Annotated in this window: 25 protein-coding genes; 6 read left to right on the forward strand and 19 right to left on the reverse strand. The window is 63.1% G+C overall.

Annotated elements, in window-relative coordinates; genetic code table 11:
- Positions 1-5 precede the first annotated feature (5 nt).
- From IVB36_RS03575 to IVB36_RS03615, 9 genes are all read right to left on the reverse strand, one after another.
- Entirely contained in the window at positions 6-983 is a 978-nt protein-coding gene (locus tag IVB36_RS03575) for a TRAP transporter substrate-binding protein (protein ID WP_018457850.1), read from the reverse strand.
- Between the two features lie 38 nt (positions 984-1,021).
- Positions 1,022-2,335, reverse strand: a complete 1,314-nt coding sequence (locus IVB36_RS03580) for a TRAP transporter large permease subunit (RefSeq protein ID WP_247338007.1) — start codon at positions 2,333-2,335, stop codon at positions 1,022-1,024.
- A 2-nt stretch (positions 2,336-2,337) separates the two neighbouring features.
- The gene (locus tag IVB36_RS03585) at positions 2,338-2,931 is read right to left on the reverse strand and encodes a TRAP transporter small permease (protein WP_018457852.1); all 594 of its coding nucleotides are present in this window, start codon (positions 2,929-2,931) and stop codon (positions 2,338-2,340) included.
- 165 nt (positions 2,932-3,096) lie between these two features.
- Positions 3,097-3,894 (reverse strand): MBL fold metallo-hydrolase, encoded by a 798-nt coding sequence (locus IVB36_RS03590; protein ID WP_247296751.1) that lies wholly within the window; start codon positions 3,892-3,894, stop codon positions 3,097-3,099.
- 13 nt (positions 3,895-3,907) lie between these two features.
- Positions 3,908-4,684, reverse strand: coding sequence for a TatD family hydrolase (locus IVB36_RS03595; protein ID WP_247338006.1), 777 nt, complete (start codon positions 4,682-4,684; stop codon positions 3,908-3,910).
- Between the two features lie 13 nt (positions 4,685-4,697).
- The gene (metG, locus tag IVB36_RS03600) at positions 4,698-6,719 is read right to left on the reverse strand and encodes a methionine--tRNA ligase (protein WP_247390669.1); all 2,022 of its coding nucleotides are present in this window, start codon (positions 6,717-6,719) and stop codon (positions 4,698-4,700) included.
- 110 nt (positions 6,720-6,829) lie between these two features.
- Positions 6,830-7,876: a DNA polymerase III subunit delta' gene (locus tag IVB36_RS03605; protein ID WP_247390672.1), complete on the reverse strand. Its 1,047-nt coding sequence runs from the start codon at positions 7,874-7,876 to the stop codon at positions 6,830-6,832.
- Positions 7,873-8,559, reverse strand: a complete 687-nt coding sequence (gene tmk / locus IVB36_RS03610) for a dTMP kinase (protein WP_247390674.1) — start codon at positions 8,557-8,559, stop codon at positions 7,873-7,875. The genes IVB36_RS03605 and tmk overlap by 4 nt, the downstream gene beginning before the upstream one ends.
- A gap of 2 nt (positions 8,560-8,561) precedes the next feature.
- Positions 8,562-9,824 carry a D-alanyl-D-alanine carboxypeptidase family protein gene (locus tag IVB36_RS03615; protein ID WP_204511195.1) on the reverse strand — a complete coding sequence of 421 codons (1,263 nt, stop codon included), beginning with the start codon at positions 9,822-9,824 and terminating at the stop codon, positions 8,562-8,564.
- Positions 9,825-9,975: 151 nt separating this feature from the next.
- Between IVB36_RS03615 and IVB36_RS03620 the strand changes: the two genes are divergently transcribed.
- Positions 9,976-10,932, forward strand: a complete 957-nt coding sequence (locus tag IVB36_RS03620; protein ID WP_247390677.1) for an alpha/beta hydrolase — start codon at positions 9,976-9,978, stop codon at positions 10,930-10,932.
- Here IVB36_RS03620 and IVB36_RS03625 read toward each other — a convergent pair.
- From IVB36_RS03625 to IVB36_RS03635, 3 genes are all read right to left on the reverse strand, one after another.
- The gene (locus IVB36_RS03625) at positions 10,926-11,861 is read right to left on the reverse strand and encodes a septal ring lytic transglycosylase RlpA family protein (protein WP_247390679.1); all 936 of its coding nucleotides are present in this window, start codon (positions 11,859-11,861) and stop codon (positions 10,926-10,928) included. The two genes, IVB36_RS03620 and IVB36_RS03625, sit on opposite strands and share 7 nt — an antisense overlap.
- A 672-nt stretch (positions 11,862-12,533) precedes the next feature.
- Positions 12,534-12,848, reverse strand: a complete 315-nt coding sequence (locus IVB36_RS03630; RefSeq protein WP_018457862.1) for a hypothetical protein — start codon at positions 12,846-12,848, stop codon at positions 12,534-12,536.
- 41 nt (positions 12,849-12,889) lie between these two features.
- The gene (locus IVB36_RS03635; RefSeq protein ID WP_247390681.1) at positions 12,890-13,207 is read right to left on the reverse strand and encodes a DUF1476 domain-containing protein; all 318 of its coding nucleotides are present in this window, start codon (positions 13,205-13,207) and stop codon (positions 12,890-12,892) included.
- Between the two features lie 236 nt (positions 13,208-13,443).
- On the opposite strand from IVB36_RS03635, the gene IVB36_RS03640 reads away from it, so the two are divergent.
- Positions 13,444-13,668, forward strand: a complete 225-nt coding sequence (locus IVB36_RS03640) for a hypothetical protein (protein WP_247390683.1) — start codon at positions 13,444-13,446, stop codon at positions 13,666-13,668.
- A gap of 49 nt (positions 13,669-13,717) precedes the next feature.
- Here the strand turns inward: IVB36_RS03640 and IVB36_RS03645 are convergent, their stop codons facing one another.
- The 4 genes from IVB36_RS03645 to IVB36_RS03660 form a co-directional block, all read right to left on the reverse strand.
- Positions 13,718-13,909, reverse strand: coding sequence for a hypothetical protein (locus IVB36_RS03645; protein ID WP_247390685.1), 192 nt, complete (start codon positions 13,907-13,909; stop codon positions 13,718-13,720).
- A gap of 129 nt (positions 13,910-14,038) precedes the next feature.
- On the reverse strand, positions 14,039-14,734 hold the full coding sequence (locus tag IVB36_RS03650; RefSeq protein ID WP_039800285.1) for an endonuclease/exonuclease/phosphatase family protein: 696 nt from the start codon (positions 14,732-14,734) through the stop codon (positions 14,039-14,041).
- Entirely contained in the window at positions 14,734-16,761 is a 2,028-nt protein-coding gene (locus IVB36_RS03655) for a VTT domain-containing protein (protein ID WP_247390687.1), read from the reverse strand. Before IVB36_RS03655 ends, IVB36_RS03650 begins: the two co-directional genes overlap by 1 nt.
- A gap of 185 nt (positions 16,762-16,946) precedes the next feature.
- Entirely contained in the window at positions 16,947-17,243 is a 297-nt protein-coding gene (locus IVB36_RS03660) for a hypothetical protein (RefSeq protein ID WP_247390689.1), read from the reverse strand.
- A 307-nt stretch (positions 17,244-17,550) separates the two neighbouring features.
- Here IVB36_RS03660 and IVB36_RS03665 point away from each other — a divergent pair, with 307 nt between their 5' ends.
- A complete protein-coding gene (locus IVB36_RS03665; protein ID WP_007591053.1) occupies positions 17,551-17,757 on the forward strand; it encodes a hypothetical protein in 207 nt (68 codons plus the stop codon).
- A gap of 41 nt (positions 17,758-17,798) precedes the next feature.
- Here the strand turns inward: IVB36_RS03665 and IVB36_RS03670 are convergent, their stop codons facing one another.
- Positions 17,799-18,542 carry a DUF2786 domain-containing protein gene (locus tag IVB36_RS03670; protein WP_247390691.1) on the reverse strand — a complete coding sequence of 248 codons (744 nt, stop codon included), beginning with the start codon at positions 18,540-18,542 and terminating at the stop codon, positions 17,799-17,801.
- Positions 18,543-19,059: 517 nt separating this feature from the next.
- Here IVB36_RS03670 and IVB36_RS03675 point away from each other — a divergent pair.
- Positions 19,060-19,239, forward strand: coding sequence for a hypothetical protein (locus IVB36_RS03675; protein WP_085385231.1), 180 nt, complete (start codon positions 19,060-19,062; stop codon positions 19,237-19,239).
- A 14-nt stretch (positions 19,240-19,253) separates the two neighbouring features.
- Positions 19,254-19,502: a hypothetical protein gene (locus IVB36_RS03680; protein ID WP_247390694.1), complete on the forward strand. Its 249-nt coding sequence runs from the start codon at positions 19,254-19,256 to the stop codon at positions 19,500-19,502.
- Between the two features lie 201 nt (positions 19,503-19,703).
- On the opposite strand, the gene IVB36_RS03685 is transcribed toward IVB36_RS03680, so the two are convergent.
- On the reverse strand, positions 19,704-19,868 hold the full coding sequence (locus IVB36_RS03685) for a hypothetical protein (protein ID WP_247390696.1): 165 nt from the start codon (positions 19,866-19,868) through the stop codon (positions 19,704-19,706).
- Between the two features lie 329 nt (positions 19,869-20,197).
- Entirely contained in the window at positions 20,198-20,533 is a 336-nt protein-coding gene (locus tag IVB36_RS03690) for a hypothetical protein (protein ID WP_018457874.1), read from the reverse strand.
- A gap of 629 nt (positions 20,534-21,162) precedes the next feature.
- Here IVB36_RS03690 and IVB36_RS03695 point away from each other — a divergent pair.
- Complete coding sequence (locus tag IVB36_RS03695; protein ID WP_247390698.1) at positions 21,163-21,699, forward strand: hypothetical protein; 537 nt, start codon at positions 21,163-21,165, stop codon at positions 21,697-21,699.
- Positions 21,700-21,746: the final 47 nt, after the last annotated feature.

The raw sequence follows: 21,746 nt of genomic DNA on the forward strand, positions 1-21,746 counted from the left end.
CGACCTCACATCTTCTTATAGGCGTCAACCAGGGCCTGGCCGTCGGCTCCCGCCTTCTTGAGCCAGTCGGCGGTGAGCTGTTCGCCGATCCTCTGGAAGCCAGCCTTCAGGGCCGGGCTCGGCGGCTCGACCGTCATGCCCTTGGCCTTGAGCTGATCGATGTACCAGGTGCTCTTGTCCTGCCAGGCCTTCCAGCCGCGGGTTTCCGCGGTCGCGGCGGCCTTGAGGATGGCCTCCTGGGTCGGCTTGTCGAGCGCCTCGAACGCAGCCTTGTTGACGAAGGTGTAGTCCTTCGGGATCCAGGCTTGCACGTCATAGAAGTACTTCAGCGACTCCCATGCCTTCGCATCGTAGCCCGTGCCGCCTGACGACATGAAGGAGTTCACGACGCCGGTCGCAAGTGCCTGCGGCAGCTCGGCGGCTTGAATGGTGACCGACTGCGCGCCAACCAGTTCGCCGATGCGCGCGGTCCCAACGTTGTAGGCCCGCCATTTAAGGCCCTTCATGTCTTCGATGGTCGCAAGCGGCTTGCTGACATAGACGCCCTGCGGCGCCCACGGCACGACGAACAGCAGCTTGAGCCCCTGCGCCTCCAGCTTCTTCGTAATCAGCGGCTTCGACGCCTGGTACAGCTTCATGGCATCCGGGAAGCTGGTCGCCAGAAACGGCACGACGTCGACGCCGAATACCGGATCCTCGTTCTCGTGGATCGACAGCAAGACTTCGCCCATCTGCGCCTGCCCGGTCATCACCGCGCGCTTGATGTCGGGCGCCTTGAACAGTGAGGCGCCCGGATGAACCGTGATCTGGAGCTTGCCGGACGTGCCGGCTTCGACGTCCTTGGCGAACGCGACGAGATTCTCGGAGTGCGGATTGTCGGCCGGATATGCCGCCGGCAGATTCCATTTGGTCTGAGCCAAAGCGGGTGTCGCAGCCAGCACGGCGCTGGCGATCAAGGATGCGCGGAATAAACGAGACATCATCGGGCTTCTCCTCACAGTCAATTTCAAAACCGGTACGCTCAGTCTGGGAAAGCAAGCTTGGGCAGGAACATCACGATCTGCGGATATTCCGTGATGATGAACACGGCGGCGAGCAACAGGACGAAGAACGGGAACGCCGCCCGCGCGACGGTCAAGGTATCACGCCCGCTCATGTTCTGGAGCACGAACAGATTGAAACCGACCGGCGGCGTGATCTGCGCCATCTCCACGTGGATGATGAGATAGACGCCGAACCAGACCAGGTCGAGACCGGCCTGCTTGACCATCGGCAGCACGATCACGGCGGTCAGAACGATCATCGAGATGCCGTCGATCAGGCATCCCAGGATGATGTACATGATGCTCAGATACAGCGCGAGCATGCCCGGCGTCAGCTGCTGGCCCTGGACCCAGGTGGCGAGCGCCGCCGGAATGCCCGTATAGGCCATCGCTGCGGTCGTGTAGGCAGCGCCTGCCAGAATCAGCATGATCATGCAGGTCAGGCGCGTCGCGCTCATGATGCTCTCGAGGAAGTTCTTGCGCGTGAGCGTGCGGCTCCACCACGCCAGCAGCAAAGCGCCGCTGACACCCCAGGCCGCACACTCGGTCGCGGTCGCAAACCCCAGCACGAGCGAGAGGAAGACGGCCAGGATCAGCAGCAGGCACGGAACGAGCTTGGCCGACTCCTGGAGCTTCCGCCGAAACGACATCGGATGGTCACGCGGCGGAATCTTGCTGGGGTTCAGCAGCGACCAGACGATGATGTAGCCGGAATAGAGCACCATCACGAGCACGCCGGGCAGGAAGCCGCCGAGGAACACCTGAAGCACGGAGACATTCGCCGTGACCGCATAGACCACCATCGGGATCGACGGCGGGATCAGCAGGCCGAGCGTGCCGGAGCCCGCGAGCGAGCCTAGACTCAAGCCCTTATCGTAACCACGCTTGTCCAGTTCGGGCAGCGCGATCTTGCCGATGGTCGCACAGGTCGCCGCCGACGAGCCCGACACTGCCGCGAAGATGCCGCAACCGATCACGTTGACATGGGTCAGACGCCCCGGCAGCCACTGCACCCAGGGCGACAGGCCCCGGAACATTTCCTCGGATAATTTGGTGCGGAAGAGGATCTCGCCCATCCAGATGAACAACGGCAGCGCAGCCAGCGTCCATGACGAGCTTGCGCTCCATGTCGTGGTCGCAAGCACGGAGCCGAGCGGCAAGCTCGTGGTCAGCGCCATCGCCACGAAGCCGACGAGCCCCAGCGAAACCGCGATCCAGATGCCACTTCCCAGCAGCACGATCATGACGCCGAGCAGAATGAACGATAGTTCGATCATGCCGAGATTGGCCATCGTCAACCTCCGCCGCCCTGCGATATCCGCTCGATGAATTCGTCCGGAGTCTCGTCCGGCGAGCCCTTCTCGTAGCTCGGCCGGTTGCCGCTGATGACACTGACCATTTCATCAATGAGCGCGATCGAGAGGATCACGAGTCCGCCGGAAAACCCGAGCTGCGGAATCCAGAGCGGAAGCGCGACGACGCCCTGCGCCACGTCGTTGAAGCGCCAGGAATCGTAGGTCATCTGCACGGCATGCCGGGTGAAATAGAGGATGAAAGCGGCGGCAATACCAAGGGCCACGACCTCCGCCACCTGTTTGGAGCGCCCATGCAGACGCTCCAGCAACAGGCCGACCCGGATCATCTCTCCGCGCTTGAAGGTGTGAGCGAGGCCGAGGAATGCCATCGCGGCCATGCACCATGAGGCGAAATCATCGCCGGCGGGAATGTTGACCGCAAACTGGCGCCCGATCGACATGATCATCATGATTGCAAAGATCGCAACCATGAAGGCGCCGGCGGCGTAGCCCGCACCGAGATAAAGGAGATCTAGCGCGCGTCGCACCGGCCCCCGGCTCGTGACATCGTCCCCTGCCAACGCGATCCCCATCCTCATACGAAGCGATTCAGAAGGTCCCGGCGATCGCACGTCGCGCGCCGGTCCTGCATGAATATCGCCCCTGCCCAGCGCCTGTCTTTCAGACGTTAGATCAACATGATGGGGCTAGCGCAAGCAAGGAGTATGCCGGCTCTCGCCGGAATTTCCCCCGCAGGTTCAGCGGGTCTCCAGCCGCAGCCCGTCATACGCGGGCACCACTCCCGCCGGCAGCGACTGCCGGATCACCTCATAATCGACGTCGGCCGTCATGTTGGTGATGACGGCGCGCTTCGGCTTGAAGCGCTCGATCCAGGACAACGCGTCGTTGATGCTGAAATGGCTGACATGGCTGGTGTAGCGCAGGCCATCGACGATCCAGAGATCCAGATTTTCCAGCGCGCTCCAGCTCTCGCGTGGGATGTCGTTGAGATCGGGCGTGTAGGCGGCATCGCCGATGCGATAGCCCAGCGCGGGAATGTTGCCGTGCTGCACCAGGAACGCCGTCATCGTCACCGGGCCGCCCTTCCCCTGGATGGTCTGGCTGTCACCGGCCTCGATCGACTGCGCCGTCAGGATCGGCGGATAGTCGCTGCCCGCCGGTGAGACGAAGCAATAGGAGAACCGCGACATGATGTCGTTCGCAGTCGTCTGATTGAGATAGGTCGGAATCCGCCGGCGCATGTGCATCACGACCGAACGCAGGTCGTCCATGCCGTGGGTCTGATCGGCGTGCTCGTGGGTCAGGAACACGGCATCGATGTGGTCGACATTGGTTGAGAGCAATTGCTCGCGCAGGTCAGGCGAGGTGTCGATCACGATACGCGTGGTGCCCTCGCCCGATGTCTGCTCGACCAGCAGCGAACAGCGGCGACGGCGGTTCTTGGGATTGTTGGGATCGCAGGCACCCCAGCCGAGTGCCGGACGCGGCACGCCGGCGGAGGAGCCGCAGCCCAGGATCGTCAGCGTCAGCGTCATGCGGCTCCCAGTTCTAAGGTTTCACCCTGGAGAACAGACGAAAGAAGTTTTCGCTTGTCTGGCGCGAGATCTCGTCAAACGACACGCCGCGTGTTTCGGCGAGCACTTTTGCGACCTCGACCACATAGGCCGGTTCGTTGCGCTTGCCCCGGAACTTGCCCGGCGCAAGGTAGGGCGAGTCTGTTTCAACCAGAATACGGTCGGACGGCAGTTCGGCCGCAAGCGCGCGCAAGGCCTCGGACTTCTTGAAGGTCAGGATGCCCGTGAAGCCGATATAGAGCCCGAGCGAGACCGCCTTCAGCGCCAGCTCGCGCCCGCCGGTGTAACAATGCAACACCGCGCGAAACGATCCTTTTGCCGTCTCCTCTTCAAGGATACGGCCGCAATCCTGGTCAGCCTCGCGGGTGTGGATCACCAGCGGCAGGCCGGTGGCGCGGGCGGCGGCGATGTGGGCACGAAAGCCCCTCGCCTGCGCCTCCGGCGAGCCGTTGTCGTAGAAATAGTCGAGCCCGGCTTCGCCGAGCGCGACGACCTTGGGATGCTGCGTCAAAGCGATCAGCTCGTCCGGCGCGATGCCGTCTTCTTCATCAGCGTTATGCGGATGGGTGCCGACCGAGCAATAGACGTCGTCATAGCGCTCGGCGATGGCCAAAAGCTGGTTCAGCTTTCTCACCCGCGTCGAGATCGTGACCATGCGGCCGATGCCGGCCGCTCGCGCCCGCGACACGATCCCGTCGAGATCCTCCGCAAAATCCGGAAAATCCAAATGGCAGTGGCTGTCGACCAGCATGGTGCGAGCGCCCTTAGGCTGCCGGCTCGATATAGCGGGGGAAGGCCGGCGTCGGCGCGGGCAGCGTCGTACCGGGCGCGATGCGCGTTGCGCCACCAAGCGCGGCGAAGTTGCGCTCCGCTTCGGGGATACCGAGGCTGTTCAGCAGCAATCCCGAGGCCGTCGGCATCGCCGGCTGGGCCAGGATTGCGATCTGGCGCACGACTTCGGCGGTGACGTAGAGCACCGTCCTCTGCCTGACAGGATCGGTCTTGGCGAGCGCCCACGGCGCTTCGCCCGCGAAATAGCGGTTGGCCTCCGCGACCACGGCCCACACGGCATTGAGCCAGTGATGGATTTGCTGCGTCGCCATCGCTTCGCGGGACGCCGCGAGCATGCCATCAGCCTGTGACAGGATCGCCTTGTCGTTGTCGCTGAATTCGCCGGGCTCCGGGAGCACGCCGCCGAGCTGCTTCGCGATCATCGACAGCGAGCGCTGCGCGAGGTTGCCGAGATCGTTGGCGAGATCGGCATTGATACGCGCGACGATGGCCTCGTGATTGTAGTTGCCGTCCTGGCCGAACGGCACCTCGCGCAGAAAGAAATAGCGCATCTGGTCGACGCCGTACTGGTCGGCGAGGTTAAAGGGATCGACCACGTTGCCGACCGACTTCGACATCTTCTCGCCCCTGCTGAACAGCAAGCCATGGGCATAGACCCGCTTCGGGAGCGGGATCCTGGCCGACAGCAGGAAAGCCGGCCAGTACACCGCATGGAAGCGGATAATGTCCTTGCCAATGATGTGCACGTCGGCAGGCCAATAACGCCAGTTGTTGTCGCTCTCGTCGGGGAAGCCGACGCCGGTGATGTAGTTGGTGAGCGCGTCGACCCAGACATACATCACGTGCTCTTCGTCGCCGGGCACCTTGACACCCCAGTCGAACGTCGTGCGCGAGATCGAGAGGTCGCGCAGGCCACCCTTGACGAAGCTCACCACCTCGTTCTTGCGGGAGTCGGGCCCAATGAAATCGGGCTGCGTCTCGTACAGCTTGAGCAGCTTGTCCTGATAGGCCGACAGGCGGAAGAAGTAGCTCTTCTCCTCGACCCATTCGACCGGCGTGCCCTGCGGCCCGAGCCGCACGCCGTCCTCGTTCAGGCGGGTCTCGTCCTCCGCGTAATAGGCTTCGTCGCGCACGGAATACCAGCCGGCATAGATGTCGGCATAGATATCCCCGTTCGCTTCCATGCGCCGCCAGATCTCCTGGCTGGAGCGATGATGCTGCTCCTCGGTGGTGCGGATGAAACGGTCGAACGACACGTTCAGGCGCTCGTCCATTTGCTTGAAACGGCCGGCATTGCGGGCGGCGAGCTCCGAGACGGACATTTTTTCGCTGGCCGCGGTCTGAACCATCTTCTGGCCGTGCTCGTCGGTGCCGGTCAGGAAGAACACATCCTTGCCGTCGAGCCGGGCGAAGCGCGCCAACGTATCGGTCGCGATTGCCTCATAGGCGTGGCCGATATGCGGGCTGCCATTGGGATAGGCGATCGCAGTCGTGATGTAGAAGACGTTGTCGCGCGCGGGGACGGCCACAGGCGTGGTGGCCTGCGGCGCTGCGACGGACTTCGGCGCGCGCGGGGCCTTGGGCTTCGATGCAATGGCCTTCACCGCCTTCGACGGCGTGGCGACAGGAGCTAGTGTGGTGGTCACGGCAGGCGCAGCCACCCTCGCCGTCTTGGCTATCTTCTTCGCCGGGGCCTTGTTTTTCGCCGAGGCTTTGTTTTTTGCCGAAGCCTTGGTTGGCTTTTTGGTTCCTGTCTTCACCGTCTTCTTGGCGACGATCTGCTTCTTCGCTGCCTTCTTTGCCGTCTTCGCGGCGCTCTTCTTCCCGGTTTTTTTGGCGGCCGTCTTTTTGGTCTTCGTGGCTTTCTTGACGTTCTTGGCAGCTTTGCGCGCGCGCGCGTTCACGGCCTTCTTCGCGCCTTTCTTGACGGCCTTGGTGGCAGCCTTCTTCTTGCTGCTCTTGCCTTTAGCGATTTTCTTAGCTCGCGCTGCCACGACGAATTCCTTTACCGGCTTCTCGAAATTGGGAAACGAACCTGCGTTAGTTTATTGTCTTGAGCACGATCCTATCGGAAAAACCGCTGCACACTTTTCCGGATCATGCTCTAGCGCGTTGCGTCCGCCAGCCAGCCGAACACCGAGAAGACTAAGGGCTTTCGCTCCAGATTATAGGTTTCGGTGTCGCGCGCGGCGCGGACGATCTTTTCCCATACCTCAGCTAGGCGCGCAAGGCGCGGCAGGTTCTGGTTGGCATTGGCCTCGTCGGCGTGCAGGCGTTCCGCGATCCAGCGATCGATGCCGTCGATGAAGGCGGCAAGCGCAACGCGGTCGCTGGTGCCGAGCGATTCGCCGAGCGTATGCAATTCGCGCGGATCGACCTGCGGCAGTCGCGCCAGCAGCGCGGCCGTGCGCTGCTGAAGCTTCAGGGCGTCACCGCCGAGCAGCGTCAGCGCCCGCGCGACGCTGCCCTCGGACGCCTCCGCCGCCTCGCGCAACGCCGGATCGTTCGGGTCGAGATCGGCAGCGGTTGCGGCTGCAGCAATCACGTCGTCGGTTGCGAGCGCGCGGAGACGCAGCTTGCGGCAGCGCGATTGGATCGTGGCGAGCACGCGCGCCGGCGCGTGGCTCACCAGCAGGAACAGCGATTGCTGCGGCGGCTCCTCGAGAATTTTCAGCAGCGCGTTGGCGGCATTCGGATTGAGCTCGTCGACGGTGTCGACGATGCAGACGCGCCAGCCTTCGGCTGTCGCGGTCGAGCCGAAGAAACCGATCGTCTCGCGCGTTTCGTCCACGGTGATCACGGTGCGCATTACGCCGCGGTCGTTGGCGGTGCGCTCCAGCGTCAGCAGGCCACCGTGCGAACTCGCAGCAACCTGCCGTGCCACGGCGTGATCGGGATTGATGGCGAGGTCTTCGGCGCGCTGCACGGAAGGCGCCAGCGGCTGGCCGTGAGCGAGCACGAAGCGCGCCATCCGATACGCCAGCGTCGCCTTGCCGATGCCTTGCGGCCCGCCGATCAGCCAGGCGTGCGGGATGCGCCCGCTGCCATAGGCGGCGAGCAGCGCGGTCTCGGCCTCGCGATGGCCGAACAGAACGCTCGTCTCGCGCGGATGAGACATGGCAGTTTCGCGCTCGGTCTGACGCGGGCTCATATGGACACCACCGTTGCCGGCGTCGGGAGCAGGCGATCACGCATCGCGATCCAGATGCGTCCGGCAACCGTGTCGGGATCGGAATTGGCGTCGATCAGCACGCAGCGCGCGGGATCGTCCGACGCGATCTTGCGATAGGCTTCGCGCAGGCCCTGATGGAAACCGAGCTTCTCGGCCTCGAACCTGTCCGGCGTGCCGCTGCCGCGGCGCGCGGCCGCGCGCTGCAGGCCGATCTCGACCGGCAGGTCGAGGATGATGGTGAGGTCCGGCTTGAGATCGCCGATCGTGACCCGCTCCATCGCGTTGATCAGCGCGGCCGGCACGCGGCCGAGGCTGCCCTGATAGGCCCGCGTCGAGTCGGCGAAGCGGTCGCACAGCACCCACGTGCCCTGGTTGAGCGCTGGCTGGATCACGGTGTGGACATGATCGTCGCGGGCGGCCGCGAACAGCAGCGTCTCGGCTTCGGGTCCGAGCAGCTTGCCCATGCCTGACAGCACCAGATGGCGCATGATCTCGGCGCCCGGCGAGCCGCCCGGCTCGCGCGTGACGAGGATACGCATCCTGGCGGCCTTGAGACGGTCGGCGAGCTTCTTGATCTGGGTCGACTTGCCCGTCCCCTCGCCGCCTTCAAAGGTGACGAAACGCCCGCGTCCGGACGGCCACTTTACCGCGCTTTCACTCATGATCAGAGCTTCTCGGCGCCCGCACGGAACATGCCGATCACCAGCTCGCTGGCGCCGTCGATCGCGCGGCGCACGGTCGAGCCGGTGCCGATCGCGTCAGCGGCATAGACCGGCGTCTCCACTGCGATGTTGCCGCTGCGCCAGACCCTGACCAGCCCGACCTTCTGCCCGGCCTCGACCGGCGCGCGCACCGGGCCGTTATAGACGACGCGCGCGATCAGCTTGTCGCTGCCGTTCTTGTGCACCATCACCTTCACGGGCGTCTTGGCGACCAGTTTGACCGAGCGGCTCTCGCCGCCGAACACCTTGGCGTAGCCGACCGGCTGATCGGCCGCGATCAGGGTGCGGGTCTCGAAATTGCGAAAACCCCATTCAAGCATCTTCTTGGCTTCGGTCGCGCGATCGTCGGGGTCTTCCAGCCCGTTAATGACGACGATCAGCCGCGTGCCGTTCTGCACCGCCGAGCCGACCATGCCGTAGCCGCCTTCTTTGGTGTAGCCGGTCTTCAGACCGTCGGCGCCTTCCATCGAATTGAGCAGCGGATTGCGGTTGGGCTGGCGGATCTTGTTCCAGGTGTATTCCTTCTCGCCGAACAGTTTGTAGAATTCGGGGAAGTCGAGAATGATGTGCCGGGCGAGAATGCCGAGCTCGCGCACCGTCATCTTGTTGGCGGGGTCCGGCAGGCCGTTGGAATTGCCGAAGGTCGATTTCGTGAGGCCAAGCTCGCGAGCTCGCTTGGTCATGAAGTCGGCGGCGAAAATCCGCTCGCTGCCCGCCATGGCCTCGGCCAGCGCAATGCAGGCGTCGTTGCCGCTCTGGATGATCGCCCCGTGCAGGAGATCGTCGACCGTGACCTTGCTGTTGATGGCGGCGAACATGGTCGAGCCGCCGGAGGGTGCGCCGCCCTTGCGCCAGGCGTTCTCGCTGATCCGGTATTCGTCGGTCAGCTTGATGTCGCCCTTCTTGATGGCGTTGAAGACGACCTCGGCGGTCATCAGCTTCATCATGCTCGAGGGCGCGCGGAGCTCGTCGGCGTTCTTCTCGAACAGCACACTGCCGCTGGAGGCCTCGATCAGGATCGCGGTCGGGGCGTCGCCGTCGAAGCCGGAATCATCTGTTTTCTTGGCGCCCTGGACGCTCTGGTTGGCGGCGTAGAGCGCCCCGCTCCAGCCAATGGCCGCCACCAGAGCCGTCGCGATCAGCCCGCGCGCCAGCGCTCCGGCGGTAAACCGGGTGCGCCTAAACGAGGAAAGATGAAATTCCATGGCCAAGCCCTGAGAGCGGCGTTCTAACAGTTGGAGCCGGTGCAAACAACACGGGGTGGCCGCTTGTCCCGAGATTGCACGATTCTCGTCCCGCCCCTATCGTGGCACCTCAGATTTTCTGACCAAACCCCTGAAACAAGGCGGAAAAGCGATGTCATCCACCCGCGTGATCAAGGCCAACGGGATCGACCTGTTCATCCGCGAAGCCGGTCAGGGGCCGCTGGTGGTGCTGTGCCACGGCTGGCCGGAACTCTCCTACTCCTGGCGCCACCAGATCCCGGCGCTGGCGCAGGCCGGGTTTCGCGTCGTCGCCCCCGACATGCGCGGCTATGGCCAGAGCTCAGCGCCGCCCGAGGCGACGGCCTATTCGATCTTCGACACGGTCGGCGATATCGTCGGCCTCGTGCAGGCGCTTGGCGAGAGCAAGGCCATGGTGGTCGGCCACGACTGGGGTGCACCGGTGGCTTGGCACGCGGCGCTGTTCCGGCCCGACATCTTCACGGCGGTCGCCGGGCTGAGCGTGCCGCCGCCGTTCCGCGGCCGCGGCAAGCCGCTCGATCTCCTGCGCCAGGGCGGCATCACCAATTTCTATTGGCAGTATTTCCAGGCGCCCGGCGTTGCCGAAGCCGAGTTCGAGCGCGACGTCGCGCGCACCATGCGCATCGTGCTCGGCGGGCGCGGCCTTGCCGATCCCTCCGCAGCCATGTTCGTGCTGGAGGGCAAGGGATTCCTCGGCCACGGCAACCCGGAGGAGCCTCTGCCGGCCTGGCTCACCGAGACTGACCTTGCCTATTTCACCGAAACCTTCCGCAAGTCCGGCTTCCGCGGCGGGCTGAACTGGTATCGCAACCTCGATCGCAATTGGGAGCTGACGGCGCCCTGGCAGGACGCGCAAATCCATCAGCCGTCGCTCTTCATTGCCGGTTCGAAAGACGCCGTCATCACCGGCCTGATCGGAGCCAAGCGCGTCAACGAACTCGAGCGCGTGCTGCCCAATCTGAAGCGAAAGCTGATCATCGAGGGCGCCGGCCATTGGGTCCAGCAGGAGCGGCCCGACGAGGTGAATGCGGCGCTGATGAGTTTCCTGAAGGAAAGCGCGGCTCAGTAGAGGCCGCGGCCGCTCAGGATGCCGCGGGCCTCGGCAGCGCCGTCCGAGGCGTAGGCGCCGGACGGAGCGCTCTCGGTCGCATAGCGGCCGTCCCCGTCATAGGACACGGCGCGCGCGTTCTGGAGCGCCCGGCCCCGGTTGCGGCTCGAGGCCGACATTTCCGAGGTCGCACTGAGTGAAGCCATGTCGGCGGAGGTGTTGCCGAGATTGTAGGGCCGTCCCTCCGGCGTCGGAACTTCGCCGCGCATGGCGCCGCGGTTCGACGATGGCAGGTCCGGCACGAAGGGTCTCGCGGAGGCGACCCGGACCATCGACGGCGATGGCGCCGGGGTCCCGGTGCGCAAGGTGGCCATCAGCTGGCGGTCGTCGGAGCCTTCCAGCGGCGCCCGGCCAACATACTCGACACGGACCTTGGCGATCCCATTGCCTTTGAATTCAAGCAGTTCGGCGGCCTTGTTCGAGACGTCGATGAGCCGGTTGCCGTGATAGGGCCCGCGGTCATTGACGCGGACGATCAGCGACTTGCCGTTCGAGACGTTGGTGACCCGCGCATAGGACGGCATCGGCAGGGTCGGATGCGCCGCGGTCAGCGAGCCCATGTCGAACACCTCGCCATTGGCGGTCAGGCGGCCGTGGAAATCGTCGCCGTACCAGGACGCCATGCCCTCGGCGCGGTAGTTGACGTCCTCTTCGGGCACATAGGTCCGGCCACCCACCACATAGGGCTTGCCGACGCGATAGGCGCCGCCGCCCTTCGGGACCGGATCGCCCAAAGCCACGACCCGGGGGCTCGAGGACACGCCGTATTTCGGATCGACCCGGCTGGCGAATTTGTTGGAGGAGGCGCAATTGGCGAGCGCAAGGCAGGTCGCGGCCATCGCAGCAGCGCGCGCGGCCCGCAAAACCGAATCTGACCGTCGGATCCCCATTCGCCCCAAATACCACTTTGCCGGAGGCGTACCTAACCCGCTTTGGCTACGGGTAGCGCTGTCCGGTCCTTTGCTCCGAGGCGGCCCACCACCGCGTCGGAAGTGGTAACGATAACGCAACCCGAACACGGCGGAAATGGGGAGCGCACGGCGTTCACGCCGGGATGGTAAACAGGGGGTATGCGCTCGCCCCGTTGAACTACGGGGCGCCGGTGCCCTGCTCTGTGCCACGCCTGGACATTCTGTTGCGCCAAATCCTCACTCCACCCCCATTGTCGCGCCGCTCACTGGAATTCTTTTGACTGTGCAAGGCCGCCCGCGTTTTCTCGCGTGCAGGGCGGAATGGAATGAGACGATGATCGAGACGGTTTCGGCACTGATGGGTTTGGTAAGCGCGGGGATCTTCCTGGCCCATGCGTTTGAAGGTTACCGCACGAGGGCCTGAGGCACTCGCGCGGACGGCAAGCATCACCCTTTCAAGACGGCGCGTTCGGACATTTTTAATCGATCCGATCGAGCATCGCAGACGAGAGCGGCAGGTGTCCCATGCGCAACCATGACCTCGTATCCGATGGCTTCCTGGCATTGACCGCCGGTGGTCTGGTCCTGCTGTGCTCCAGCCTCGTGGCATTGGCCTTCGCCTGAGCACCCAGCACTTCCCGAACAATACGCTTACCGCAGTCCAAGCAGCGAACGCCGATAAAGACTGTCACGGGCTTCGCTCAGGCAGACGAAGCTGCCGTCAAAACCCTGGCCGTACCGCTTCTGGCCTTTGCCGTAATAGACACCTTTGCTGAAATCGAGCCAGACAACCCGGTCGTGCGGGCAATGACGCTGCGCCTGCGCCTCGTAGCGAAATGGCGTCAGCGGCGTGGCCGATACCTCAGCGCCGCTGCAGCCGACCAGGATCGCAGCAGCGAGTGCGATCGCGCCGGCCCATTTGCCGAGGCTGCTGCAAGATACTCCGCAAGATATTCCGCAAGTCACCGCCCGCCTCCCGATCCCAGCCGTCGAGGGCCGGCTTGCTTTCACTTGTCCGCTTCGAGTTGCAACAACGCCTGGTGCAAGCATTCCTGAAGCCTGGCTGCGACCTGTTCGCGTGCGACGCCTTTGGCGGCAAGATCGCCTGCCACCTTGTCGAGGATCTCATCCATCGACTGGCTCTCCAGATGGTCCGTCACCAACGCGGTCGCGTAGCCGGCCGCGGCATCGCCGCTGAGGCCGAGCTGGGTTGCGGCCCAGAGCCCGAGCAGCTTGTTGGACCGGGCCGTGGCCTTGAACATGAGCTCCTCGTCGTGGACGAATTTGGCCTCAAAGCCCTGCTCGCGCTTGTCGAACGTGGTCATGGTCAGCTCCATTGTCGTTTGCGCTGATCGGGATCGGACTGGCTGGAAGCGAACGTCTCCGTGGTTCAATTCAGGGTCGTTGGAAGCTTCCGGCGGAAGCCAAACGCCGTCAAGCCCGCTGGGCGTACCCAAGGCACCCACCAGCTCTACGCCAGCCAAACCCGGCTAGGCAGAGATGTTTACTGTTCATTAAGCAGACTCAGCGCCGCATGGCCGGGGACATCGAGAGCTGACGCATGAACAAAGAACTGCGGGAGTTTCGACGGCTTGAACGGGTCTGCCTGGAGCAGGCAGCCCTCTCCACCATGGACCTCGCGCGAAGCGGGTTGCTCAAGGTCGCTGACGATTGTCGCGTCGCAGCGGAAGCGATCGAGGCGCAATCGCCTCGCAGACCTTTCGCAAGTGCCGTTCAGGCGCTGAAGCAGGCGTTGAGCGTGACCCGCATCCCTGACCGGCACTGAGACCGGCGCTCGCGGGCAAGGACATCCTTGACGGGGCGACCGCGTACGGTCAGCCCTTCGCCTCCGTCCGTTCACGTGCCAACCGTTCGGCCCTCAGCCGTTCCTTGTTGGCATAAAACGCCTTCTGCGCAGCTTCATGATCGCGCATGGCTTTTTCGGCTTCGACACGGCGCGTCGCATCGCGCGCCTGCCGCTGCTCGGGAGTCAAGGGCTTGCGCCGGTAGGAAATGTCTTCCGTCATGGCCAGATAATGCTGAGGTGAGGAAAGAGTTCCTCGTGGTCCCGCTGAGCGGCACTGCGGGCCGACTGCATAATGTGCGAAAACAACCCCATGCACAGTAGCCAAGTCCTTCTGCAGACAGCACTTTTTTTATCGCACTTTCGATGCGTTTGACCCCGCAGGGATCTCGATGTCTGCAATAACAGGCAAATGGTCTGAATAGGCCCTCGCGCCTTCGTCGGTCCAAACCTTCCCGATCGGGCTGTCGGACGTCGCATAGATCCGGTCAAGCCGCAGCAGGGGCAAATGCGACGGGAAAGTTCGCAGCCGCGTACGGTTTGGGCAGACCTGCGCGAGCACGCGCCGCACCGATTTGATCCAGAACCAGTCGTTGAAATCCCCGAGGACGACGGTCCTTCCAGGTTTCACCAGGCTCACCAGCGCCTGAGCCTGCGCGTGGCGCTCGTGGATGCTCAGGCCGAGATGCGTGGCCACCACGCGAACATCGCCAACCGGTGTCAGCAGTCCCGCGGCGATCGCTCGGCGCGGCTCCCGCTCACGATACGACACGTCGACGATCTCGGGCGGGCCGGAGAATGGAAAGCGGCTCAGGAGCGTCTGGCCGTAGTCGCCATCGGCCGTGACGATCGACTTGGCGTGAACACCGTGATCGCCGACGACGCTCGCCAGCTTCGCAAACGGATCGTCCGATCGCGATCGCGAATCCACCTCCTGAAGCGCGACGACATCGGGAGCCCATTTGCGAATGATGGAACAGATCCCTTCCAGATCGAACTTCGGATTGAGATTGAAGGTGCCATGCACATTCCACGTCATGAAGCGCATCAGCGCCTCCCGGCGAGCCACGTCGCGACGAATTGCGCGCCGGCGCAGATCGCGAGCCAGCCCAGGAACGCCAGTGCGAGCAGCAACATGTTGACCCAGGACGCGTTCCTGGCGAGATCAGCGATCTGAGCCCCCAAAACTGCCATGGCGAGAATGCCGGGCGTCATGCCGAGCAGCGTTCCGACCAGGAAGTCACGCAGAGGCAGCGTGCTCGCGCCAGCCACGACATTCACCACTGAGAACGGCGCGATCGGGATCATCCGGATGACGACGACAGCCAGAATGCCCTTGCCGACAACACGTTCCTGGATGCGCGCGGTACGTCGTCCGAGCAAACGCTGGAGGCGTTCGCGCCCGAGTGCCCGTCCGATCGCAAACAGGATAAAGGCGCTGAGCACGACCCCCGTCATGGCGGTGACGAAGCCTAGCCATGGTCCCAGTGCGGCAGCAGTCGCCGCAATGAGCACGAGAACCGGAAACACGACCAACCCGCCGACGACGAAAGCTGCAATCGCGAATGGCGGACCCCAAACGGACTGCGAATAGGCAGACAGAAGCGTCGACATCCGGCCCGCGTCGGCGAAATCGCTCAACGACGTGTAGGACCAGGCCATCGCCAGTCCAAAAAGCGCCACGGCGATCGAGACCATCCCGATGATCGTCTTCGTGCTCCACATCCGCGATGCCGCCCGCTCCAGATGAAGAGGCGCCTCAGGGTCCGCCACCGGCTGAACCATCGTGGCCAGAGCGCTGGTCAGGACCGAGGATTCAACGTCCCGCAGCGCCTTCGTCCCGCTTGCGACGTCGTCCAGGAGCGCAAAAAGACGATCTTCGTTTTGCGCGACGGTCTGTTCATCGAGACCGCAGAAATGGGCGATCAGGCAACGGCGGACCGAGGCGATGAACTCCCGATGCTCGTCTGATGCGGCTTCGAAGATCAGGTCACATTCGCTATCGGCACCCATCGACCGATTGTTCAAATTGGCCGAACCGATCCTCAAGATCCGATCGTCGACGATCATGAGCTTGCTGTGCACCATCACGGCCGCTTCCGTATCCCCGTTCCCCGAGACCGGATAGACGAAGCGGATGCGATCGGCGACGCCGGCCGAACTGAAGCAATCGATGAAAGCGCCCCGGCCGTTCTGCATCGCTTGGGATTCCAGCCATGAGGAGTGCAGTTTTGGGGTGACGATCAGAACCCGAAGCGAAGGCACGCGCAGCATCTGCTCCGCCAATTCGCGCGCGATCTTGGTGGCGCTGGTGAACTGGTTCTCGATGTACACGAATTTCGTCGCGGACCGCATCGCTGCAATCAGCGAGCGTTCGACCTCCCGGAGCGTCGAACCTGCCGGACAAACCACCTCGGTCCTGGCGATACCCACCGGAATATGTTCAGCCTCGACCGGCACAATCGCCGGCCAGCGCAAGCTTTTCAGCGGGCGCCGATCATCAATCTGTTGGCCCGCCGCGCGCCAGCGTTGCTCCACGAGGTCAAACAACTGCGCCGCCGCATCCCCATCGACCACGCATTGAACATCATGAAACGGCAGGTATGGCTTGCCCTGGGGATCACAGCGCGATGCGTGATCGGCGCGATGATCACTGGTGTCCCAACGCCTGATCGTCAGATCGAGCCCGCCGACGAACGCCAGTGAACCATCGACACAGACGATCTTCTGGTGTTGGGCCGACCCAAAGGGAAGCGTGGCATCCAGGTGAAACCGGACGCGGCCATCTGTGTCGGCGGTAAATTGGGCCGCGGAATTCCATTCCCTCTCGGAGGCGTAGAACGAGACGAAGTCCCAGACGAGAATGTTGATGTGCAAGGTGGGACGGCGGTGGACCAGCGCGCGCAAGAATGGGCCGAGTTGCTCCGGCAAGCCATCATCCGCTCGCCCGGACTCGCCGACCAGCCTGGTCTCACTATGGATATCCCACCCGACGATATAGACGAGGTCCTGCGCCTGCAGCAGGGTCTGCCGCAGGGCCGCGAAATAAGCGGCAGCATCGTTCAGAACCGCCACACGCCGCGCCTCGCACCGCCGCCAGACGGTGTCGCCGGGGATCAGGGTCGATGAGCTCTGAAGCAGGGAGACCTCGCAATCTGCGTTCGCGTTGAAACGCACTGACCGCGCAAGGGTTCCCCGACTCAGAACCAGAGTGGCCGTTCAGCGTGCGCGGATTCCGGCGCCACAGTCGCCCATTGCCGCTACTTGGTTCGGACAGTCTTCGCACCTGCGCTTTTCAAGGCGTCCGCGATCTTCTCAGGCGCATCGCCGTGAAAATCCACGGAGACCTCGATCCGGCCTTCCAGCTTCTGGTGTCCCTCCGGCGCAGGCGCGGCCTTGGCGTCAGGACCGGCCGGGCGTGTCCCCGACGTGTTCGCGCCACCGACGGGCTGGACGAAGACGTCGCTTCGCGGCACGCCGCATTCCTGCACCACATGCTCAACCGCAAGCTCGGCGCCGCGGCGCGTGTCGAATTCTCCGATGATCGTACTTTCCAAGGGCGCCCTCCATGGCTGGACGAGAGTGCCAACAACGGGTCAGCGAGGGCCAGGTTCCTGAACCCGCGGGCGGTTAGAACCGAACGATCCCGAACAGAACAAGCAGCGCGAGAGTGATCAACCCGGAGACCAGCAGCGAGCCGAGACATCCCAGCCGGTTCGAGAAAAAGAAGAACATACCTCGCCCATCCCATAGCTTCGTGACGAGCTAAGTTCTCCCATTCGACAGCGTTCCTGGAGGCGCTTTGGGGCGCGCGAACGAGGACCAATCCAAGAACCAATCGTTTCGCGGGACGTTGAGTCCGCGATGTCAGACGCTTTTGATTATTTCCGAGCGCACGCGGTCCGAGCCCTTTGCAAGGCCCGGGCGATGCCGCGCGGACGAATGAAACATCTGCAAACCGTCGTGGCCCGGATCTACCACCTGCTGACCAAGGAGGCCGCGTACGGGCCGAACCTGCAGCATATGGACGACTTCCGGGCAGCCCAGAAGCTCGAGAAGTCCATCGACTGAACTGCAATGACGGTGACGCTGCACGCCCTCCCCCGACGCGCTCAGCTCCCTTTGGGAGCGGTCCTTGACTGCGACCCTGCAAGCCCGGGATTGATGGCCAGCGACGCGCCGGCGGCGCCGCCGGCTTCATAGGCCGTCATCGACACCATCCGGCTGCTGCTGCGCTGGGTCCGCATCTTCAGGTCGAGCTTGTCGAACTCCGCATCGACCACCGACGTCTTGAGAACCACCAGCCCGCGGCCGGTGCTTTCGTTGATCTGATCGCGACTGGCCTTGATCGCCACCAGCCTGTCCGCGATGGACGCCACCATCCCGAGCGCGAAGGAGGCATTGGCCAGATGCCGCTCCTGGTGCCGGAACCTGCTGTAGTCGACCGAGGTCTTGAAGCGGCCGAGCTCGGCGCGGACGGCGCCGTCGATCAATTCGGCCAGATAATGCGCGACCTCGATGTCCGCGCCGAGGCCGAAGAACACATAGCTGCTCTCGCCGGCCGTGTTCTTCTCGCGCCAGACCCGACAATCGCAGAAACGAGCGATCGCCCCGATGCAGTCGTCCAGGGGAATTCGCTTCTTGCGAAAAGTCTCGTAGACCTTCCGCTCGCACGGCGACGCCCGCAGTTCGACGTCGGACAGCGACAAATCGTGGCGATCCAGCAGTTCGGCGACCTTGGCGGCCGCAGACAGCGCCTCGTCCTCGGTGCAGCCATTGGCGATGGTCTTGGAACGCAACGCCTGAATGCGGAGCTTCAGCTTGTCGAGTGCAGCTGGATTGGATGTCTGATTCACCGATCACCTGTCCGGGTAAACCCGACGGATAGAACCCGGTCGGATAGACCGGCGGAAGGGGTCTCTTGTCAACTGTATTGATCTTCGACTTTTTTCGAACGGACCTCACTTCTTCTACGTGCGGTGCACGACCTCGCGGCACTGACCATAGAATGCAGAGACGAGGCTTCACTACAATCGCGCTCTCGCTCGATTTCCACCGCAACTGACAAATCACTGTCGGGAGCAGACCACCACAAGCCGAACGGGGTTGCGTGAGCGCCTTGGCTTTGGCGGCGGCGTCGTGTTCACAGTATTTCGAGCTTGCAGCCAGCCGGCTTTGATCCCTGCGCTTGTTGAGGTTAGCCGCAGCAGAGTGGTGGATTGAAGGACGCACTGATCAAGGCCGTCGATCGGTTTTGTGCCGCGACACATAGGGACTGGACCCGCTGTTAAGGTTTAGCGGTCAGGTTAACCCCAGCGAACGTTTGGCTGAGAGCGTCGAACTCGATATGACCTCGAATAGAGGAATATTCGAATGTCCAATAGAACCGCATTTCAAACTGCAGATGCAGACGAGCCCCACAACTTTTTTGATCTCGTCATTCCCCTCACCTTCAGCGCTGTAGCCCTCCTGGCCACAGCTGTTTCGCTGGAGGCGATTGGGTTCATCGCTTGGCAGCCATCCACCTTTCTGGTTGCCTATATCTTTGACTGACGCGATTGGCTGGCATGAGCGAATTCGAAGGCCTCTCTGACCACTTCATTCTGCGGATGCACGAGTTCATTCGCCAAGAGGTTCAAGCAGATAGGCTAGCCAGCGCGCGTTTTGTCGGATTGCCAGCGAGGCTGCGCGCGGAAGCTCTTGCACGGGAAATCGAGCGACGCGGCTTGTTCTGCACGGCAATTGACTGGCCTCAGCATCTTGAGCCTGGAGCGGACAAATACGCACTGACCATTGGACACCGGAAGACGATCTAAAACTCATCGTGCTCACGGCGCGACGCGTCCCGATGACCGGATTGCTCGCCTGCCAGACCGCAATCGCAAATGTCGATCCGCGATCGATTGCGACTCCTGCGGACCTGCATCGTGAACAAGAGAATGCCAAAGCTCCCGCGTAGCGGCCTCGGTCTAACCAGTCCCCGGCCCTTCCGACCCCGGGGCCGTCTGTCCATCAGCCTACCGCCGCGTTGCGCCTCGCGCAGCTAACTCCCGATCCAGATCTTTCAAGCGCTCAAGCAGGTCCTCGACGATCTCCATGCAATCGGAAGGTCCCAACGATTGCACGCCGCGCGCCGCTAGCTCGCGCTCCAACATGGCGGCTATAATGATTTGAATGCTCACGAATTCTCCGCCGACTTCGCCTCCGAGACGGTACGGCTCAACTTAGAAATGGGTTTCGCTAAAGCGAAGGCCGCAGGGTGGTTCCAGCCCCCACTGCGGCCATCCCGGGCAAATTAGAAACTGGTACTTAAATCTCGCCGGTGTTCTCACAGTAGAACACCGTGTTCCGAAAAAGGATTCCGTAAGACTACCGGAATTCGGGGTGGCCCGGATTGTCACTCGGGTTTGGAAATGGCACCGCTTCCTTACTAGGGCCCATGCTCATTGCGGATGAGAGCGCCGGGAGCGACGCTGGGCTGGTACGTAGACTTCCCAGATTCCGGAGGTCGCTACCGCCACAGCCGGCGCGTGACGTTGAACAACGCCGCAAGCGGGACGCCTACCAACACACCCAGCATGCCGTACGATGTGACCAGCAGCGCAGCGCTAAGCGGCCCTGCGCTTGTCGCAAATCCGTAAGCTGCGCCTAAGCCTCCCAGCGTCACGGCAAAGACGACCATGTTGCGGTCGTTGCGCGCCTCGATGTTATAGACCGGGGGCCTTTTGCGGTGAAGAACGGGAGGACCGAACGGCACCTTCGAGCCGCAATTTGGACAGGCCGACGCACTCGGTGAAACCGGGTGGTCACAGTCGTGGCAATCGATCAGCTTTTTGGTCTGTCCCATGCCGCAAATCGTAGCGGCGGAGCGGCCAGTCCACAAGTTCGGCAGCTACTCCCAGCACACCCTCCTGCATGACCACAGCAGGGCCGCTCTGATCCTCCAGCATTCTCCGCGCTTGACGGCTTGAAAACCTGCGCGCCGCGCGGAAGGTTGACCAGCTCGGGACCTTTCTCGCCCACCATGGCGAGTACACCCGGGGCCGAACTGGTGCCGCTTGCGAACATGGGAATGGAGAGGCCGCCCGCTCCGGCGCCGAGAGCGGCACCAGACCACGTGGGCACGCTGCTGGAGCCCGCGCTGCCACCAAACCCAAGCAACGAACCCAACCGTTTTAGATCAAGCGCTTCTTCGAAACAGAAAGACGGATTGGGCACTATTGGACTAGGAGGTGGCGGAAGGGGTGCCCGCTCAACCTCGCTGAATCGCTCGTCTTTTCCACCTGCGCCGAGAACAATCTACGGTCCTATCCACGGTTAGTCTCGCAACCTCACGGCCGAAGTTTTCGGCCATCTTAAGCAGCGCGCCGGCCTCGCCTGTCACCCTGCTCTCCTCCACCAGGTCGCGGCACAGTCGCTCCATTGCCGGGAGTTCGTCGGTGTCGTGCTGATCTCGCCCCATGCGGGCGATCAATCATGAACGTATTCGTCGGCGCAGCAGCAGCCTCCGTAGCCAGCATGCCTCTAGAAGCGCTGGCCTCGTCGCTTCCAGCCAGCGTGCCAAAGCTTGCCTTCGATGGCTCCCAATGCGGCGACGCAATGCGCGAGGCCTATTACAAGCTCGATGAAGCGAACGAGGCCTTGAAGCTGACGGCTGCGGACTTCCAAAGGGTATGGAAGGCTTGCGGCGAATGGCAAAAAGCCAATCCGCAGCCGGGCGCCCACCGCGCTCACAAGAAGTATTGCCGGCGCTACGATAAGCACATGGACGAGATCAACTATGATGCGGTCTTCGATGCGCATCAGAAGGCGCGCGACGCCTTCAAGGCCGCACAACTTGCCTTGGCGAACGTCAAGGTCCGCGACCTTGCCGAATTGTGCCTCAAAGCTTGCATGATCTATGTCTTTGAGGACGTCAGGCAGCCGCACCTACGCCATGTCGATCCGGTGATTTCAGTTTCCGTCGCGATGGATCTGGCCGCAATGGCTGCCCCGACGAAGGGCGAAGCCTGAGCCTCCAGGCCCGCCGGTTCACGGCGGGCCCGTTGTTCTCCGGGCGA

This window comes from Bradyrhizobium sp. 35 (assembly GCF_023073215.1).
GTDB classification, from domain to species: Bacteria; Pseudomonadota; Alphaproteobacteria; order Rhizobiales; family Xanthobacteraceae; genus Bradyrhizobium; species Bradyrhizobium canariense_D.

Bases quoted from the DNA above. Each gene is read 5' to 3' on its own strand.
- IVB36_RS03580 (WP_247338007.1), bottom strand. From the start codon at position 2,335: ATGGCCAATCTCGGCATGATCGAACTATCGTTCATTCTGCTCGGCGTC.
- IVB36_RS03665 (WP_007591053.1), top strand. From the start codon at position 17,551: ATGTCAGACGCTTTTGATTATTTCCGAGCGCACGCGGTCCGAGCCCTT.
- tmk (WP_247390674.1), bottom strand. From the start codon at position 8,559: ATGAGTGAAAGCGCGGTAAAGTGGCCGTCCGGACGCGGGCGTTTCGTC.
- IVB36_RS03680 (WP_247390694.1), top strand. From the start codon at position 19,254: ATGAGCGAATTCGAAGGCCTCTCTGACCACTTCATTCTGCGGATGCAC.
- IVB36_RS03590 (WP_247296751.1), bottom strand. From the start codon at position 3,894: ATGACGCTGACGCTGACGATCCTGGGCTGCGGCTCCTCCGCCGGCGTG.
- IVB36_RS03645 (WP_247390685.1), bottom strand. From the start codon at position 13,909: ATGACGGAAGACATTTCCTACCGGCGCAAGCCCTTGACTCCCGAGCAG.
- IVB36_RS03605 (WP_247390672.1), bottom strand. From the start codon at position 7,876: ATGAGCCCGCGTCAGACCGAGCGCGAAACTGCCATGTCTCATCCGCGC.
- IVB36_RS03690 (WP_018457874.1), bottom strand. From the start codon at position 20,533: ATGGGACAGACCAAAAAGCTGATCGATTGCCACGACTGTGACCACCCG.
- IVB36_RS03595 (WP_247338006.1), bottom strand. From the start codon at position 4,684: ATGCTGGTCGACAGCCACTGCCATTTGGATTTTCCGGATTTTGCGGAG.
- IVB36_RS03620 (WP_247390677.1), top strand. From the start codon at position 9,976: ATGTCATCCACCCGCGTGATCAAGGCCAACGGGATCGACCTGTTCATC.
- IVB36_RS03615 (WP_204511195.1), bottom strand. From the start codon at position 9,824: ATGGAATTTCATCTTTCCTCGTTTAGGCGCACCCGGTTTACCGCCGGA.
- IVB36_RS03695 (WP_247390698.1), top strand. From the start codon at position 21,163: ATGAACGTATTCGTCGGCGCAGCAGCAGCCTCCGTAGCCAGCATGCCT.
- IVB36_RS03640 (WP_247390683.1), top strand. From the start codon at position 13,444: ATGAACAAAGAACTGCGGGAGTTTCGACGGCTTGAACGGGTCTGCCTG.
- IVB36_RS03625 (WP_247390679.1), bottom strand. From the start codon at position 11,861: ATGGGGATCCGACGGTCAGATTCGGTTTTGCGGGCCGCGCGCGCTGCT.
- IVB36_RS03585 (WP_018457852.1), bottom strand. From the start codon at position 2,931: ATGGGGATCGCGTTGGCAGGGGACGATGTCACGAGCCGGGGGCCGGTG.
- IVB36_RS03675 (WP_085385231.1), top strand. From the start codon at position 19,060: ATGTCCAATAGAACCGCATTTCAAACTGCAGATGCAGACGAGCCCCAC.
- IVB36_RS03575 (WP_018457850.1), bottom strand. From the start codon at position 983: ATGATGTCTCGTTTATTCCGCGCATCCTTGATCGCCAGCGCCGTGCTG.
- IVB36_RS03650 (WP_039800285.1), bottom strand. From the start codon at position 14,734: ATGCGCTTCATGACGTGGAATGTGCATGGCACCTTCAATCTCAATCCG.
- IVB36_RS03635 (WP_247390681.1), bottom strand. From the start codon at position 13,207: ATGACCACGTTCGACAAGCGCGAGCAGGGCTTTGAGGCCAAATTCGTC.